This is a genomic window from Streptomyces sp. NPDC057424 (assembly GCF_042803315.1).
Lineage (GTDB): Bacteria > Actinomycetota > Actinomycetes > Streptomycetales > Streptomycetaceae > Streptomyces.
Genome location: NZ_JBHVCP010000052.1, coordinates 9,607 through 23,290, shown reverse-complemented (window position 1 = coordinate 23,290; position 13,684 = coordinate 9,607). Strand labels below are relative to the sequence as shown.

The window sequence follows — 13,684 nt, the reverse complement described above, 5'->3', positions numbered from 1 at the left end:
CGCCGGACATCGTGAGGATCAGGCGTGTGCGGGCGGTGCGCGCGGTGGGTGTGCGCGGTTCGGCGCAACGAGGTCACCCGTCGGCGTCGTCCCGCTTGCCGGGCGGCGTGGCGTCTGGATTGCCGCGGGGCGTGGCGTCCGGCTTGGACCAGGGCCAGTTGAGCCGGCGGGCCGGGACGCCCTCCGGGGCGTACGCGTACTTCCAGCGGTTGGTCAGGCCGACCTTGCCCGGTCCCCGGGGGACGCGGCGGTAGACGAGCACGGTCTCCGGTCCGCCGTCGGGGTCCGGGACGGGGATGCGGTACGTCTTGGGCGGGTGGCCGGTGATGCCGACGAGGACGGGCAGGACTCTGCCGTCCATGGGGCCGCCCTCGAAGGGGGTGTCTTCGCTCTTCACGGGACCAGTGTCAGACATCCTCGGCGAGGGCCTGGACCAGGGCGTCGGTCTGCGGGTCGCGGCGGGCGGTCACGGTCAGCATCGCCACGAACTGCTCGACGAGCCAGTCGCGGAGCTCCTCGGCGGAGGGCTGCTTGTCCTCGTCGAGCCAGATGAGCGACGACGCCTCCACAGCGGTGATCCACATGCGGATGGTCATGCGCAGACTGGGGCCCGGGCCGGTGACGCCCAGGTGGCTGAGGATGTGCTCGGCGGCGACGCGGCGGACGCCGTCGACGATGGCGGTGGTACGGGAGGTCTCGACGACGCTGCCGCCCTGGAGGAGGGCGCTGAACCCGGCGTCGTGCTGGTCGACGAAGGTGAGGTAGCGGTCGAGGGCGCGGGACAGGCGGGGGAGGAGGGGGCCCTCGCGGGGTTCGTCGAAGCAGTGCTGGAGCTCGTCGGCGGCGGAGCGCAGGGCGGCCTCGTAGAGCTGCTGCTTGCCGCCCGGGAAGTAGCGGTACACCAGGGGCCGTGAGACCCCGGCCGCCTCCGCCACGTCGTCGAGGGACACCTCGTCCGGGGCGCGGTGGGCGAAGAGGTTCAGCGCGGAGGTGAGCAGCTGGCTGCGGCGTTCCTCGACGCTGAGTCGCCGGTAGGCGGGGGTGGGGGCGGCTGGTGTCATGCTTCGCAGCGTAATCGGGGTGCCGGGGAGCTGCGTAGCGGTGGGGTGCGGGTGCCTCCGGCGGTGGGTGCGGGCCTGCGCCTGTTCGCCCGGTGTGGGTCGGGGCCGCGTCGGGGGGGCCGTCCTCGGAACGGCGTGATGGGGTTGCGTGCCGACTGACTGTCCGTTGACGCGCCAACCTCTGCGGGCGGACACCCCCCGCCCCGTCCCCTTCTCGCTGTACGCGGGTGCGGGCGCGCGGTGCCGAGCCGGGCGAAGCAGTGACACCGCGATGCCCCACCCGGATCCACCGAGTGGGGCACCTGATCCTCCCCCTACGCCAGCAGCCCCGACGACTTCCACAGGCGTCGTCCGACTCCCCGCAGCACCCCGATGTCGTCGAGGAAGTCGGTCAGGCGCTTGGAGCCGTTCTGCATGACCTCCCGGCGGTGTCCGCTCGCCCGTACCTGGGCGAGGGCCTCCCGTTTGTCCAGGCCCACGTTCGTGTAGACGTCGGGGTTCACGAACGCCACCGAGAAGACGCGGGCGAACTCGCCGGAGGTGATGCGGGTGAACTCCTGGGACCACTTGGGGGCCGTCACCATCTGGCGGCGGAGTTCCTCGCGGGCGTAGCGGACGTGGCGGGCCTCCTCCACGACGTGGATGCGGGTGACGCCCCGGATCAGCGTCTGGACGCGCTCGTCGGGGAACGTCAGGCGCTGCATCCAGTCGAGGACCTCCTCGCCGAGCAGCGTCGCCGTGAAGGAACCCGGGGTCGTCGAGATGGTCTTGAACAGGCGGCCCAGATGCTGGTGGACGCGGCCGACCGGGTAGGAGGGCGTGCCGCCGTGGGAGATCAGCCGGGCGAACATCTTGGAGTGCCGGCACTCGTCCTCGATCTCGGTGAGCGCGTAGCGGACGTGCGCGCTCGTGGCCGCCTTGTCGTAGATGTGCCGCACCAGGAGCTGCATCAGGATGATCTCGAACCAGATGCCGAGTGAGGCCAGGGCCGCCGCCTCGTGCTGGGAGAGCAGGATCCGCTGCTCCTCGCTCATCCGCTTCCAGAGCGGCGTGTCGTAGAGCGACACCAGCTCCGGGGGCCAGAACCACTTGCCCTCCTCGAAGGGGGCGTCCCAGTCCAGCTCCTTGTCCGGGTCGAAGGAGTGCTTGGCGGAGGAGTCGAGCAGCCGCTGGGCCACCTGCTCCCGGTCCTTCAGCAGGCCGAGGGCATCGCGCAGGCCGTCGAGCGTGTCGGCTTCCGTCAGGGTCGTCATGGCTGCCCACCTCGTTGTGCACACGTCACTGTCTCTCTTATGAGACTGCCTGTCAGCAAGCTCGTCAATCCCCTGCGCGCTACTTGTTGACCCGGTGTCTACCTTCTGTGAGCCTGCGGGCATGCCGACCTTCGACCTGTACACCAAGGAACCGGAAGAGCCCGTCCGGCAGGTGCCCGCGAGCGGCGCGGCCCGTTTCAACTGGGAGTACGACGACGGCCGCGACCGGCTCCTGGCCCTCTACCAGAAGGGCAAGGACAAGCAGTGGGACGGCCAGAAACGGATCGACTGGGAGCTGGAGGTGGACCCGTACGATCCGCTCGGGACCCCGGACGAGGCGATGTCCCTCTACGGAACCAGGCACTGGGCGAAGCTGACGGACAAGGACAAGGGCGACCTGCGCCGGCACTACGCCTCCTGGCAGTTCAGCCAGTTCCTGCACGGCGAGCAGGGAGCGATGATCTGCGCCGCGCGGATCGTGGAGTCGGTCCCCGACCTGGACGCGAAGTTCTACTCCGCGACCCAGACCATGGACGAGGCCCGGCACGCCGAGATCTACGGCCGCTTCCTGCACGAGAAGATCGGTCTGCTGTACCCGGTCAACGACAACCTCCAGTCCCTGCTGGACGACACGCTGCGCGACGCCCGCTGGGACATGCCGTACCTGGGCATGCAGGTGCTGATCGAGGGCCTCGCGCTGGCCGCCTTCGGCATGATCAGGGACACGACGGACAAGCCGCTGCCCAAGCAGATCCTCGCGTACGTCATGCAGGACGAGGCCCGGCACGTGGCCTTCGGGCGGATGGCCCTGCGCGACTACTACCGGCAGCTCACGGACGCCGAGCTGAGGGAGCGCGAGGAGTTCGTCATCGAGGGCTGCTACCTCATGCGCGACCGGCTGCGGGGCGTGGAGGTCCTGGAGAACTTCGGGATCCCGAAGGCCGAGGCGGAGGAGTACAGCGAGCAGTCCGAGTTCCTCACCCTGTTCCGCAAGCTCCTCTTCAGCCGCATCGTCCCCTGCGTCAAGGACATCGGCCTGTGGGGCGAACGCCTCCAGCAGGCCTACGTCGACATGGGCGTCCTGGAGATGGGCGACTCCAGCCTGGACCTGCTGATGTCCGAGGACGAGGAGATCGCCGAGCGGCTCGACGCCGAGCGCTTCGCCGCGGAGGAGAAGGAGCGGGTCGCCGAGGTGCAGGGAGCGATCGACGCGGGGCGGCGAGCCGTGGAGTGAGCGCCCGTCAGAGGGCGCAGCCCAGCCCCTCCGGCACCGCGCCGAGCAGCGGCGTCGCGCCCTGGGGCGGGAACTGCGTCCGCAGCGTGAAGGCGTACGGGGTCGGGCCGTGGGCGCGGATGTGGAGGAGGCGGGACTCCGCCTCAGCGACCGTTGGGCGGTGGCCCGCCGGTACCCACCACAGGGTGATGGCCTCCTCGATGCGCTCGAACCTTTCCCACTGCCTCAAGGGCGTGGGGGACCCCCACGCGACGGCGAGCGAGCATCTCCCGATGTCCGCCCTGGTACATGTACGCCGTCAGCGAGTCGGCATCGCGCCACACGGACATGGTGAGGATCAGCCAGGAGTCGCCGAAGACGGACGCGTCCGTGGCGGTGCCGGTGTCGCTCCGCAGGCGCCAGACGAAACCGTCGGCCGCGTCGGCGTCGGCGTTCACCGGATCCAGGTCGTCGACGAAGTCCGTCAGCTGCGGGGAGTCCAGCGGTGCCTTGAGGCGGGCGATGTTGACCTCGGCGAGTTCGTACGCGGCAGCGGGCTCAGTCATGGACCGAACGTCAGGTCGGAGTTTCCGCCGCGGTAGTCCCGTCTCACCAACTGGGCAGTCGTCACCGGGACCTGAGGACCGCCTCCATCACCGCCCGCGCGATCGGCGCCGCGTCCCCGCCCCCGCTGATGTCCCCGCGGTCCGCCTCCGCGTCCTCCACGACGACCGCGACCGCCACCCGCGCCGCCAGGTCGCGGTCACCCTGCGCCCAGGAGACGAACCAGGCGTACGGCGTGCCGGAGTTGCCGCGGCCGTGCTGGGCGGTGCCGGTCTTGCCGCCGACCTTGGCGCCGCGGATGGCGGCGTTGCGCCCGGTGCCCTTCTCCACGACGTCCCGCATCATCGCCCGCAGCCGGACGGCGGTGGACGGGTACATCGCCTGGCGGATCGCCCGCGACCCGGCCGTCGCGAGGGTGCTGCCGCCCGGCCGGGTCGTGCGCTCCACCAGGTAGGGGTCCCGGACCTGGCCTCCGTTGGCCACGGCCGCCGCGACCATCGCCATCTGCAGCGGTGTGGCGCGGGTGTTGTACTGGCCGATCGACGACAGGGCCAGCTGGGCCTTGTCGAGGGTGGTGTCGAAGGTGGACCGGGCCACCGGGAAGGGGATTCTCAGCTCCCCGTTGTTGAAGCCGAAGGCGTGCGCCGTGGCCGTCATGTCCGTCACGCCCACCTCCACACCGAGCTTGGCGAACACCGTGTTGCAGGAGAAGGTGAAGGCCTCCCGCACGGAGGCGTCCGCGCAGCCCTTCGAGGCGTTGGTCAGGCGCGTCCGCGTCCCGGGCAGCCGGTAGGGGTCGGGGGAGTCGGTCGGCGCTTCGAGGTCCTTGACCACCCCGGCGTCCAGCGCGGCGGCCGCGGTGACGACCTTGAAGGTGGAGCCCGGCGGATACGTCTGCCGCACCGCCCGGTTGAGCATCGGGCGGTCCTCGTCCGCGTTGAGCCGCTTCCAGGCCCGGGCCGCCGCCGAGCCGTTGCCGGACAGCGGCTGGGGGTCGTAGGACGGGGCGGACACCAGGGCCAGGATCCGGCCGGTCGACGGCTCCAGCGCCGCCACCGCGCCCTTGCGGCCCGCGAGCCCCTTGAACGCGGCCTCCTGAGCGGCCGGGTGGAGTGTCGTGACGACGTCTCCGCCGGCGTTGCGCGCACGCGTGAAGTCGTTCCACAGCGGGAACGGTGCGAGCATCGGATCCGCCCCGGACAGCACGCCGTCCTCGGTGCCCTCCAGGAGCGTCGTCCCGTACAGCTGCGAGGCGAAGCCGGTGACCGGGGCGTACATCGGGCCGTCGGTGTAGGTCCGTTCGTAGCGCAGGTGCTCGCGGGTGTCCTTGGAGCCGGTGACGGGCCGCCCGCCGACCAGGATGTCCCCGCGCGGCTGCTCGTAGCGGGTGATGTCGGGGCGCCGGTTGCCCGGGTTGCGGTCGTACGACGGTGCCTGGACGACCTGGACACGGGCCGCGTTCACCAGCAGGGCCACCAGCAGCAGGACGCAGAAGTATCCGGCGTGCCGGATGTGCCGGGTCACCGGGCGTCCTGCCCGTCGTAACTCCGCCGGGCCGAGTCGCTCACGCGGACCAGCAGCGCCACGATCGCCCAGTTGGTGACCACCGACGAGCCGCCCTGCGCCAGGAACGGCATCGCCATGCCGGTCAGCGGGATCAGCCCGGTCACGCCGCCCGCGATCACGAACACCTGGAGCGCCACCAGCGAGGCGAGGCCGACTGCCAGCAGCCGGCCGAAGGGCTCGCGCTGCGCGAGGCCCGCGCGGAAGCCGCGTTCCACCAGCAGGCCGTAGAGGAGGAGGACGGCGGAGAGGCCGGCCAGGCCGAGTTCCTCGCCCGCGGTGGCCAGGATGAAGTCCGACTTCACGGCGAAGCCGATGAGGAACGAGTGGCCGAGTCCGAGGCCCGTGCCGAGCATGCCGCCCTCCGCGAAGGCGAACAGCGACTGTGCGAGCTGGTTCGCGCCCTCGCCCGCCTCGATGGAGGCGAAGGGGTGCAGCCAGGTCTCGATCCTGCTGTGCACGTGGGGCTCCAGCCGGCCCACGGCGACCGCGCCCAGCGCCGCCAGCAGCAGGCCGACCGCGATCCAGCCGGTGCGGCCGGTGGCGACGTAGAGGAGGACCACGAACAGGCCGAAGAAGAGCAGCGAGGTGCCGAGATCGCGTTCCAGGATCAGCACGCCGACGCTCACCAGCCAGACGGCGACGATCGGGCCGAGGACGCGGCCGGTGGGGATCTGGAGCTTCCAGATCTGGCGGCCGGTGTAGGCGAGTGCGTTGCGGTTCGCCGCCAGGTACGCGGCGAAGAACACCGCCAGCAGCACCTTCGCGAACTCGCCCGGCTGGATGGAGAACCCGGCGATCCGGATCCAGATGCGGGCCCCGTTCACGGCCGGGAACAGGATGGGCACCGTGAGCAGGACCAGGGCCGCGACCACGCAGACGTACGTGTAGCGCTGGAGCACCCGGTGGTCGCGCAGCAGCAGCACGACCAGGATGAACAGCCCCACGCCCAGCGTCGACCACACCAGCTGGGCCGGTGCCGCCCGGTCGCCCGGGGTCTCCAGGTCGAGCCGGTAGATCAGCACCAGGCCGAGCCCGTTGAGCAGCACTCCGATGGGCAGGAGCAGGGGATCGGCGTACGGGGCCCGCAGGCGTACCGCCAGATGGGCCAGCAGCGCCAGGACGCCGAGGCCGGCGCCGTAGCCCGCGGCACCGGGCGGAAGTGCTCCGTGCCGGGCGAGGCCCACGGCACAGTAGCCGTACACCGACAGCAGGACGGCCAGCACGATGAGGGCGAGTTCGATGCCCCGGCGCCGGGGGAGGCGGCGGACGGCGGGCGCGGGCGGGTCCGCCGTCGCCACGGTGATTCCGGCCTTGCTCATGTCCGGAACCTACCCAAACAGTGCATCTTGTGTGCCTTTGGGTGACCGAGTGTCAGCACCAGCGTGGCGCGGGGCCGATGTTGTCGATGTAGCGGGCCGCGCCCCAGGCCCAGGTGCCGTCCGTGAGCAGGTACCAGAGGGGGTTGCCCTTCACGGTCTCGCCGCCGGTCTTGCAGAAGATCTTGACGATGTCGCCCTTGTGGGCGTACCGGATGATCTGCGAGCCGCGGTTCGGGGCGCTGCGCAGCGCCAGCGTGTCCGCCGTGACGACACCCTTGTAGAGGCGCTGGTCGTGGTGGCCGTGGTGGTGGCCGTTGCCGTTGCCGCCCGTCGGGTCCCAGTCGTCGTGCGCGGCGGCGGCGGGCGTGACGGAGGCCGCGGCGGCGAGGAGCCCGGCGGCGGTGGCTATGGAGAGGCGGGTGCGCAGGGACATGGGGTTACCTCCATGTGGGGGCGAAGGTGCCGAAGCTGACTAATCGCCACATTAGGAGCGCCCAGGAGGTGCCGCCCCTCATGCTGGGCCATAGGAGAACGCGCCCCGAGCTCACTCCGCCGCGAGTCTCAGGGTGGCCACGGCACCGCCCTCCGGCGCGTTCGCGAACTCCAGCCGCGCCCCCAGCACCTCCGCCTGCCCCCGCGCGATGGTCAGCCCCAGCCCGTGCCCACGCGAACCGCCCTCCGTGCGGAACCGCTGCGGCCCGTGGGCGACCAGGTACTCCGGGAACCCGTCCCCATGGTCGCGAACCGTCACCACCGGACCCTCCACGGTCAGCACCACAGGCCCCCGCCCGTGCTTGTGCGCGTTCGCCACGAGGTTGCCCAGCACCCGCTCCAGACGCCGCCGGTCCGTCTCCACGGACACATCCCGTACGACCCTGACCTCCGTGCCGTTCCCCGCTGCCCGCACCGCCCGCTCGGCCAGCGGCCCCAGTCGCTCGGTGTCCAGCTCCACCCGCTCCCGGCCGGTGTCCAGCCGGGAGATCTCCAGCAGGTCCTCGGTGAGGGTGCGCAGCGCCGCGACCCGGTCGCGGACCAGTTCCGTCGGGCGGCCCGGCGGCAGCAGTTCCGCCGCCGCGTGCAGCCCGGTCAGCGGGGTGCGTAGCTCATGCGCGACATCCGCCGTGAACCGCTGCTCGGCCAGCAGCTTCCCCTGGAGCGAGGCAGCCATGGAGTCCAGCGCGGCGGCGACCGCGGCCACCTCGTCCGGCGGGCCGGCCTTGGTGCGCGGACCTGTGCGGGGGTCGTTCACGCGCGCGTCCAGATCGCCCGCGCTGATCCGCCGCGCCACCAGCGCCGTGGTGTGCAGCCGCCGCGTCACCCTGGTCACCGAGAACGCCCCGACCAGCAGCGTCGCCCCGATCGCCAGGCCTGACGACCACACGATCGCCTGGTCGAGGCCCTCGATCGTGCGGGCCTGCTGCGAGTAGTCGACCGCCACGGCCAGCGCACGCCCGCCGTCGACAGGACCGGCCGCCCACATCGTGGGGCGTCCCGCGCGGTCGGCGACCATCGTGCCGCGGCCCCCGGCCACCGCCAGCTCCCGCAACTCCCCGGGCAGCTGCGGCGGATCGACCCCGGCGCCCTGCCGCAGCGTGTCCCCGGCCTCGTACCGCTCCGCCGCCTGCGTCAGCCGCTGCAACGCCTGGTCACGGGCCTGGCCGACGGTCTGGTTCGTCACCTGTACATGCACCAGGACGCCGAGCAGGGCCGCCAGCGCGCAGCACATCACCGTGATGAAGGCGGCGGCCTTCGCGGCGAGCGTCCCGGACCACTGGGGGAGTACAGGTCTCATCCGCCACTCGCCGAGGGGGAACCGGGCGCGGAGAGGGACGGGGGGCCGGGTGCGGAGACGGACGGGGAGGCGGTGGGGGAGGCCGACGGGTGCCGGGAGTGCTTGCGCGGGGCGGTGCGCAGCATCTCGTCATGGGTGAGGAGCATGGCCCGCTGATCCCGGTCCCAGGTCCACTGCAGGCGGTACTCGTAGCCCGCGACCTCCGACGGAGAGCGGATGACCAGGGACCGCCCGGCCAGCTCCACACCGCTCAGCGCGTCCTCCCACGCCATCACCTGCACGAGCCGGTGCTTCTCGACGGTGTAGACGCGGACCGCGGTCGTCTTGCCGGGCAGCAGCGGGAAGCCCAGCGTCAGGTCGTCGTGCCCGTCGCCGGTCAGATCCCGGTAGTACGGCCGGAGCACCGGGCACTTCCCGTGCCCCGGGCCCTTCGCGCAGTCGGCCATCCGGCGCTCCGTGCCGCGGTAGGGCGCGTTGTCGCCGTCGTAGTCGCCCGGGGTCCGGGCGATCTCGGCCCGGACGATCTCGACCGGGTCCACCCGGCGGATGTCGTCGCCGGGGACCTTCACCCCCTTGACCACCTCGGTGTTCACCTCGCCGATCTCGAAGGCCGGGCTCGCCGCCGGGGTGAGCTCCGGCCAGAGCCGGGCCGGCCTCTGTGCCGTCGGGGTCGCCCCCGCGCCCTCCAGCCCGCCGGCGTCCCCGCAGGCCACGGCGGCGGCCAGCAGGAGGGCGACGACGGCGAGGCGACGGGCGGCCTGTCCGGGGCGGCTGCGGGGCACTGCACTCCTGACGGTTCGTGGGCGATCACACGGGCGGACGCGACCGTCGGCCGCGTACACCTTATTCGCAGGGAAGTCCCATTTGCGCGAGAGGGCAGCCGGATGCGTGCAGCCGGACGGGTGCGGCCGGATGCGCGCAGCCATCCGTGCGGTCGTACGCAGTCGGCCGTACGCGGGCGACCGTACGCGTACGGCCGCAGCCTGCTGTCTACTCGGTGAGCTCCTCCAGCAGCCGTGCCGTGGCCAGTCCGGCCCGCAGGTACTCGACGAACAGGTCGTTGTGGAGCGCCCAGGGGGAGCGGCGGGCCCGGATCAGCCGGATCGCAGCCTCGGCGGAGCTGCCCTGACGCATCAGGGCGTGCGCGACCACGAGACCGGAGCGGTTGTACCCGTGGTAGCAGCGGACGAGGACCCGGCGGCCCTCATCCATCGCCTCGCACGCGGCCTCGGCCAGCCGGATCACCCCGGCGAGCTGCGTCCCGTCCAGCGGCCCGTCGGGGATGGGCCACACATGGTGCCGGACACCGGGATCGGGCCCGTGCCCCGGCAGCCGCAGCAGCGTCTGCACGAGATCGAACTCGTTCCGTACGACGGCGAACTCCAGGTGACCCAAGGCCCCCGTGTACTCGTGACCGCCCATCCAGAGCCCGGGGACGACCTCGCTCCACGGACTCTCCGGAGCGGGCACGTCGGGTTTACTGCGGGTACGCAACGGCGCCTCCCCACCATCACCGCCCGAGGGTCCGCGGGCAGGCCCAACTACTCTCAAAGGTAACCGGGTTCTTGCCCCCGCCGCACCCCGCCTGTTCCCATGGACTGGGGTGATGGTGCATGAACGGACTGCGCGTCATACCGACCTGGCGGCACGGCCGGGAGCGGCTGTACGTCTGCCTCCCGGACGGCAGGAACATCGCCTGGTACGACCGTGAGACGGCCCGGGTGAACCTGCTCGGCGAGGACCGCGAGGACGACGTCCTGAGGGCCCTCGGGCCCTTCGTCACCGGCCCCGTGACGGTGGGGCCGCCCCCGGTGCCGACCCCCGCCGAACTGGCCCGCCTCACCCTCCACCCGGACGACGACCTGGCCCCCAACCGCCCCGGCGAGGCCCTCATCGTCGCCCTCGAGGGCGACCCCGGCCCCACCCGTCGGCTGCGCCCCGACCCACGCCGCAGGGCCCTGACGGCCGAGCAGACCGTCGGGGACGCCCTGGACCGCCTCGACGGCGCCGGCTGGCACGCCCTGCACTCCGTGCCGCTCCCCGGCGGCGACCGCATCCACCACCTGCTGATCGGCCCCGGCGGCCTCTACGCCGTCCACACCCTGCACGCCCGCAAGCAGCGCGTCCGGATCACCGACCCCATGATCATCCTGGGCCGCCGCGACCCCCACCCTCTCCTCCGCCGCCTGCGCACCGACGCGGACCGCGTCTCCCACGCCCTGACGGCGGAGGTCCGCCCGGTTCTCGCCCTGGTGGACCCGGCGGCGCTGTCGATCCCGACCGCCCCCCGCGGGGTGCACGTCCTGACGGCCCCGGAGATGGAAGGCCTGTCCCGACGGGGCGGAGTCCTGAAACCGGCAGACGTGGAGGCCCTGCACGCGATGGCCCGCGACAGGAACACGTGGGCGCAGGTGTGAGGGGTGCGACCAGGGCCGGCCGGGCGGGTCGAGGACGCCCGGGGGCCGGAGCGGACCGAACGGGTACCGGCCGGCCGTGCCCTGACACCGAGCGCGCTCGCGGGTCAGCGCGACTGCCCGCCGGCTGAGCGGCTCCCGAGCACGTCGACCGCCCGTTCGTGCGGGGCCGTACGGTCCGGTGACGGGTGGATGGCCCGGGTCGGCGCGGGTGGACCCGGCGTCCGGCTACGGCAGCGTCCTCACCTCGTCCGCGTCGAGGGCCGGAAGAGTGGGCGGGTGGCCGTGGCCTTGCCGCCGTGGAAGCCGTCCGGTCCGGTGGCGGATGGGTGGCCGGGGCCGGTCGTGGCCGCACCCCGTACCGCAGGCGGCCGGTCGTCCGGCTACGGCAACGTCCCGGCACCGGCCGCGTCCAGCAGCGGAGCGAGCAGGTCCCCGTGGTCCCGGATCCTCGGGGCGATGTCGACCGCGTGGAAGTCCAGCCGGCCAGGCACGCGGCACTCCTCGATCTCCTCCCAGGTCACCGGGGCCGAGACGGTCGGCTCCGGGCGGGCCCGGAGGGTGTAGGGGGCGGCCGTCGTCTTGCGGGCGGCGTTCTGGCTCCAGTCGACGAAGACCTTCCCCGGGCGCAGGCTCCTGGTCATCCGGTGCAGCGCGAGCCGGGGCATGTCCTTCTCCGCTTCGACGGCGAGTGCCCTGGCGTACTCGGACACCCGCTCGGAGGACGCCCCGCGCACGGCGGCGAGCAGATGCAGCCCCTTCGAGCCGGAGGTCTTGGCGCAGGCCTCGATGCCGTCGCGCGCGAGCCGTTCCCGCAGCCACAGCGCTACCTCGCAGCACTGCACGATGCTCGCCGGCGCCCCCGGATCGAGGTCGAACACGATCCGGTCGGCCTCGTCCGGCGTGTCCACGAGCCACTGGTGGGTGTGGAACTCGGCCACGAGGTTCGCCGACCACATCAGGCTCGGCAGATCCTGCACCAGGACCATCCGCGAGGGCCCCTCGACCCGTGGCACCTCGGCGGTGGTGACCCACTCGGGCGTACCCGGCGGCACGTTCTTGGTGAAGAACACCTGCCCGTCCGGCCCGTCCGGATACCGCAGGAAGGACACCGCCCGATCACGCAGATGGGGCAGCAGGACCTCGGCGACCGTCGCGTAGTAGTGCAGCAGCTCGCCCTTGGTGAAGCCGGTGGCGGGATACAGCACCTTCTCCAGATTGCTGAGAGCGAGCCGTCGCCCCTCCACCTCCGTGATAGGCGCCATACGATAAGAATCCCACGCAAACCATGACGAACACTCCCGAGCGTGACCGGAAGGGTGCTGCACGTGAGATCCATATGGAACGGCGCCATCTCGTTCGGCCTGGTCAGCATCCCGATCAAGCTGGTGAACGCCACCGAGAGCCACTCGATCTCCTTCCGCCAGATCCACACCGAGGACGGCGGCCGCATCCGCTACCGCAAATTCTGTGAACTCGAGGACCGCGAGGTCACCCAGGGGGAGATCGGCAAGGGCTACGAGGACGCGGACGGCACGATCATCCCGATCACCGAGGAGGACCTGTCCAGCCTGCCGCTCCCGACGGCCAAGACGATCGAGATCGTCGCCTTCGTCCCGGCCGACCGGATCGACCCGCTCCAGATGGACGCCGCGTACTACCTCCAGGCGAGCGGTGCCCCGGCGGCGAAGCCGTACACCCTGCTGCGCGAGGCACTGAAACGCAGCAACAAGGTGGCGATCGCCAAGTTCGCCCTGCGGGGACGGGAGCGCCTGGGCATGCTCAGGGTCGTCGGCGAGGCCATCGCCATGCACGGCCTGCTGTGGCCGGACGAGGTCCGCGCCCCCGAGGGCCTGGCCCCCGACACCGACGTCACCGTCCGCGACCAGGAACTGGACCTGGCGGACGCGCTGATGGACACCCTGGGCGAGGTCGACCTGGAGGACCTGCACGACGAGTACCGCGAGGCCGTGGAGGAGGTCATCGCCGCGAAGGCCGCCGGCGAGGCCCCGCGCCAGGCGCCGGAACCGGCCACCGGCGGCAAGGTCCTGGACCTGATGGCGGCCCTGGAGAGCAGCGTCCGCGCGGCCCGCGAGTCCCGGGGCGAGGAGGCCGAGCACGCCGAGGTGAAGTCACTCCCGCAGCGCAAGACGGCCCGGGCGGCACCCAAGCAGACCGGCGGCAAGAAGTCGACGTCGACCGCGAAGAAGACGGCTGCCAAGAAGACCGCGGCGGCGAAGAAGTCGACGGCCAAGTCGGGCCAGGGGACGACCAAGAAGACGGCGTCGAAGGGCGCCGCGAAGAAGACGGCCGCGAAGAAGTCGGCATCCCGCAAGCGCTCGGCCTGACCCCCCTCGGCCACAGGCCCCGGCATCCGGGGGAGACCGGAGGGTACCGGCACTCCGGGCAGCCTGCGGATCACCACGATTCCGGGCGGTGGCACTTTGGGCAGCCTGCGGATCACCACGATTCCGGGCGGTGGCACTTTGGGCAGCCTGCGGA

The 13,684-nt window shown here is 72.0% G+C and carries 13 protein-coding genes and 1 pseudogene; 3 read left to right on the top strand and 11 right to left on the bottom strand.

Features of this window, described 5'->3' with window-relative positions:
• Positions 1 to 73 precede the first annotated feature (73 nt).
• The 3 genes from ACFU3E_RS30505 to ACFU3E_RS30495 form a co-directional block, all read right to left on the bottom strand.
• Positions 74 to 397 carry a hypothetical protein gene (locus tag ACFU3E_RS30505; RefSeq protein WP_384165326.1) on the bottom strand — a complete coding sequence of 108 codons (324 nt, stop codon included), beginning with the start codon at positions 395 to 397 and terminating at the stop codon, positions 74 to 76.
• 10 nt (positions 398 to 407) lie between these two features.
• A complete protein-coding gene (locus tag ACFU3E_RS30500; RefSeq protein WP_384165323.1) occupies positions 408 to 1,061 on the bottom strand; it encodes a TetR/AcrR family transcriptional regulator in 654 nt (217 codons plus the stop codon).
• Positions 1,062 to 1,375: 314 nt separating this feature from the next.
• Entirely contained in the window at positions 1,376 to 2,314 is a 939-nt protein-coding gene (locus tag ACFU3E_RS30495) for a diiron oxygenase (protein WP_384165320.1), read from the bottom strand.
• A gap of 121 nt (positions 2,315 to 2,435) precedes the next feature.
• Between ACFU3E_RS30495 and ACFU3E_RS30490 the strand changes: the two genes are divergently transcribed.
• Positions 2,436 to 3,548, top strand: coding sequence for a ferritin-like domain-containing protein (locus tag ACFU3E_RS30490; RefSeq protein ID WP_384165317.1), 1,113 nt, complete (start codon positions 2,436 to 2,438; stop codon positions 3,546 to 3,548).
• Between the two features lie 7 nt (positions 3,549 to 3,555).
• On the opposite strand, the pseudogene ACFU3E_RS30485 reads toward ACFU3E_RS30490, so the two are convergent.
• From ACFU3E_RS30485 to ACFU3E_RS30455, 7 genes and pseudogenes are all read right to left on the bottom strand, one after another.
• Positions 3,556 to 4,093 (bottom strand): annotated as a pseudogene (locus ACFU3E_RS30485) (DUF3291 domain-containing protein).
• Between the two features lie 61 nt (positions 4,094 to 4,154).
• Positions 4,155 to 5,615: a penicillin-binding transpeptidase domain-containing protein gene (locus ACFU3E_RS30480; protein WP_384165314.1), complete on the bottom strand. Its 1,461-nt coding sequence runs from the start codon at positions 5,613 to 5,615 to the stop codon at positions 4,155 to 4,157.
• Positions 5,612 to 6,976, bottom strand: a complete 1,365-nt coding sequence (locus ACFU3E_RS30475; RefSeq protein WP_384165311.1) for an FtsW/RodA/SpoVE family cell cycle protein — start codon at positions 6,974 to 6,976, stop codon at positions 5,612 to 5,614. The genes ACFU3E_RS30480 and ACFU3E_RS30475 overlap by 4 nt, the downstream gene beginning before the upstream one ends.
• A 52-nt stretch (positions 6,977 to 7,028) precedes the next feature.
• Positions 7,029 to 7,409, bottom strand: coding sequence for an SH3 domain-containing protein (locus ACFU3E_RS30470; RefSeq protein WP_384165308.1), 381 nt, complete (start codon positions 7,407 to 7,409; stop codon positions 7,029 to 7,031).
• Between the two features lie 111 nt (positions 7,410 to 7,520).
• On the bottom strand, positions 7,521 to 8,768 hold the full coding sequence (locus ACFU3E_RS30465) for an ATP-binding protein (protein WP_384165306.1): 1,248 nt from the start codon (positions 8,766 to 8,768) through the stop codon (positions 7,521 to 7,523).
• The gene (locus tag ACFU3E_RS30460) at positions 8,765 to 9,550 is read right to left on the bottom strand and encodes a hypothetical protein (protein ID WP_384165303.1); all 786 of its coding nucleotides are present in this window, start codon (positions 9,548 to 9,550) and stop codon (positions 8,765 to 8,767) included. Before ACFU3E_RS30460 ends, ACFU3E_RS30465 begins: the two co-directional genes overlap by 4 nt.
• 208 nt (positions 9,551 to 9,758) lie before the next feature.
• A complete protein-coding gene (locus ACFU3E_RS30455) occupies positions 9,759 to 10,262 on the bottom strand; it encodes a dual specificity protein phosphatase family protein (protein WP_384165300.1) in 504 nt (167 codons plus the stop codon).
• 119 nt (positions 10,263 to 10,381) lie between these two features.
• Here ACFU3E_RS30455 and ACFU3E_RS30450 point away from each other — a divergent pair, with 119 nt between their 5' ends.
• Positions 10,382 to 11,185, top strand: coding sequence for a nuclease-related domain-containing protein (locus tag ACFU3E_RS30450; protein WP_384165297.1), 804 nt, complete (start codon positions 10,382 to 10,384; stop codon positions 11,183 to 11,185).
• A gap of 380 nt (positions 11,186 to 11,565) precedes the next feature.
• Here ACFU3E_RS30450 and ligD read toward each other — a convergent pair whose 3' ends face one another.
• Positions 11,566 to 12,447: a non-homologous end-joining DNA ligase gene (gene ligD, locus ACFU3E_RS30445; protein ID WP_384165294.1), complete on the bottom strand. Its 882-nt coding sequence runs from the start codon at positions 12,445 to 12,447 to the stop codon at positions 11,566 to 11,568.
• Positions 12,448 to 12,501: 54 nt separating this feature from the next.
• Here ligD and ACFU3E_RS30440 point away from each other — a divergent pair, with 54 nt between their 5' ends.
• A complete protein-coding gene (locus tag ACFU3E_RS30440) occupies positions 12,502 to 13,530 on the top strand; it encodes a Ku protein (protein WP_384165392.1) in 1,029 nt (342 codons plus the stop codon).
• Positions 13,531 to 13,684: the final 154 nt, after the last annotated feature.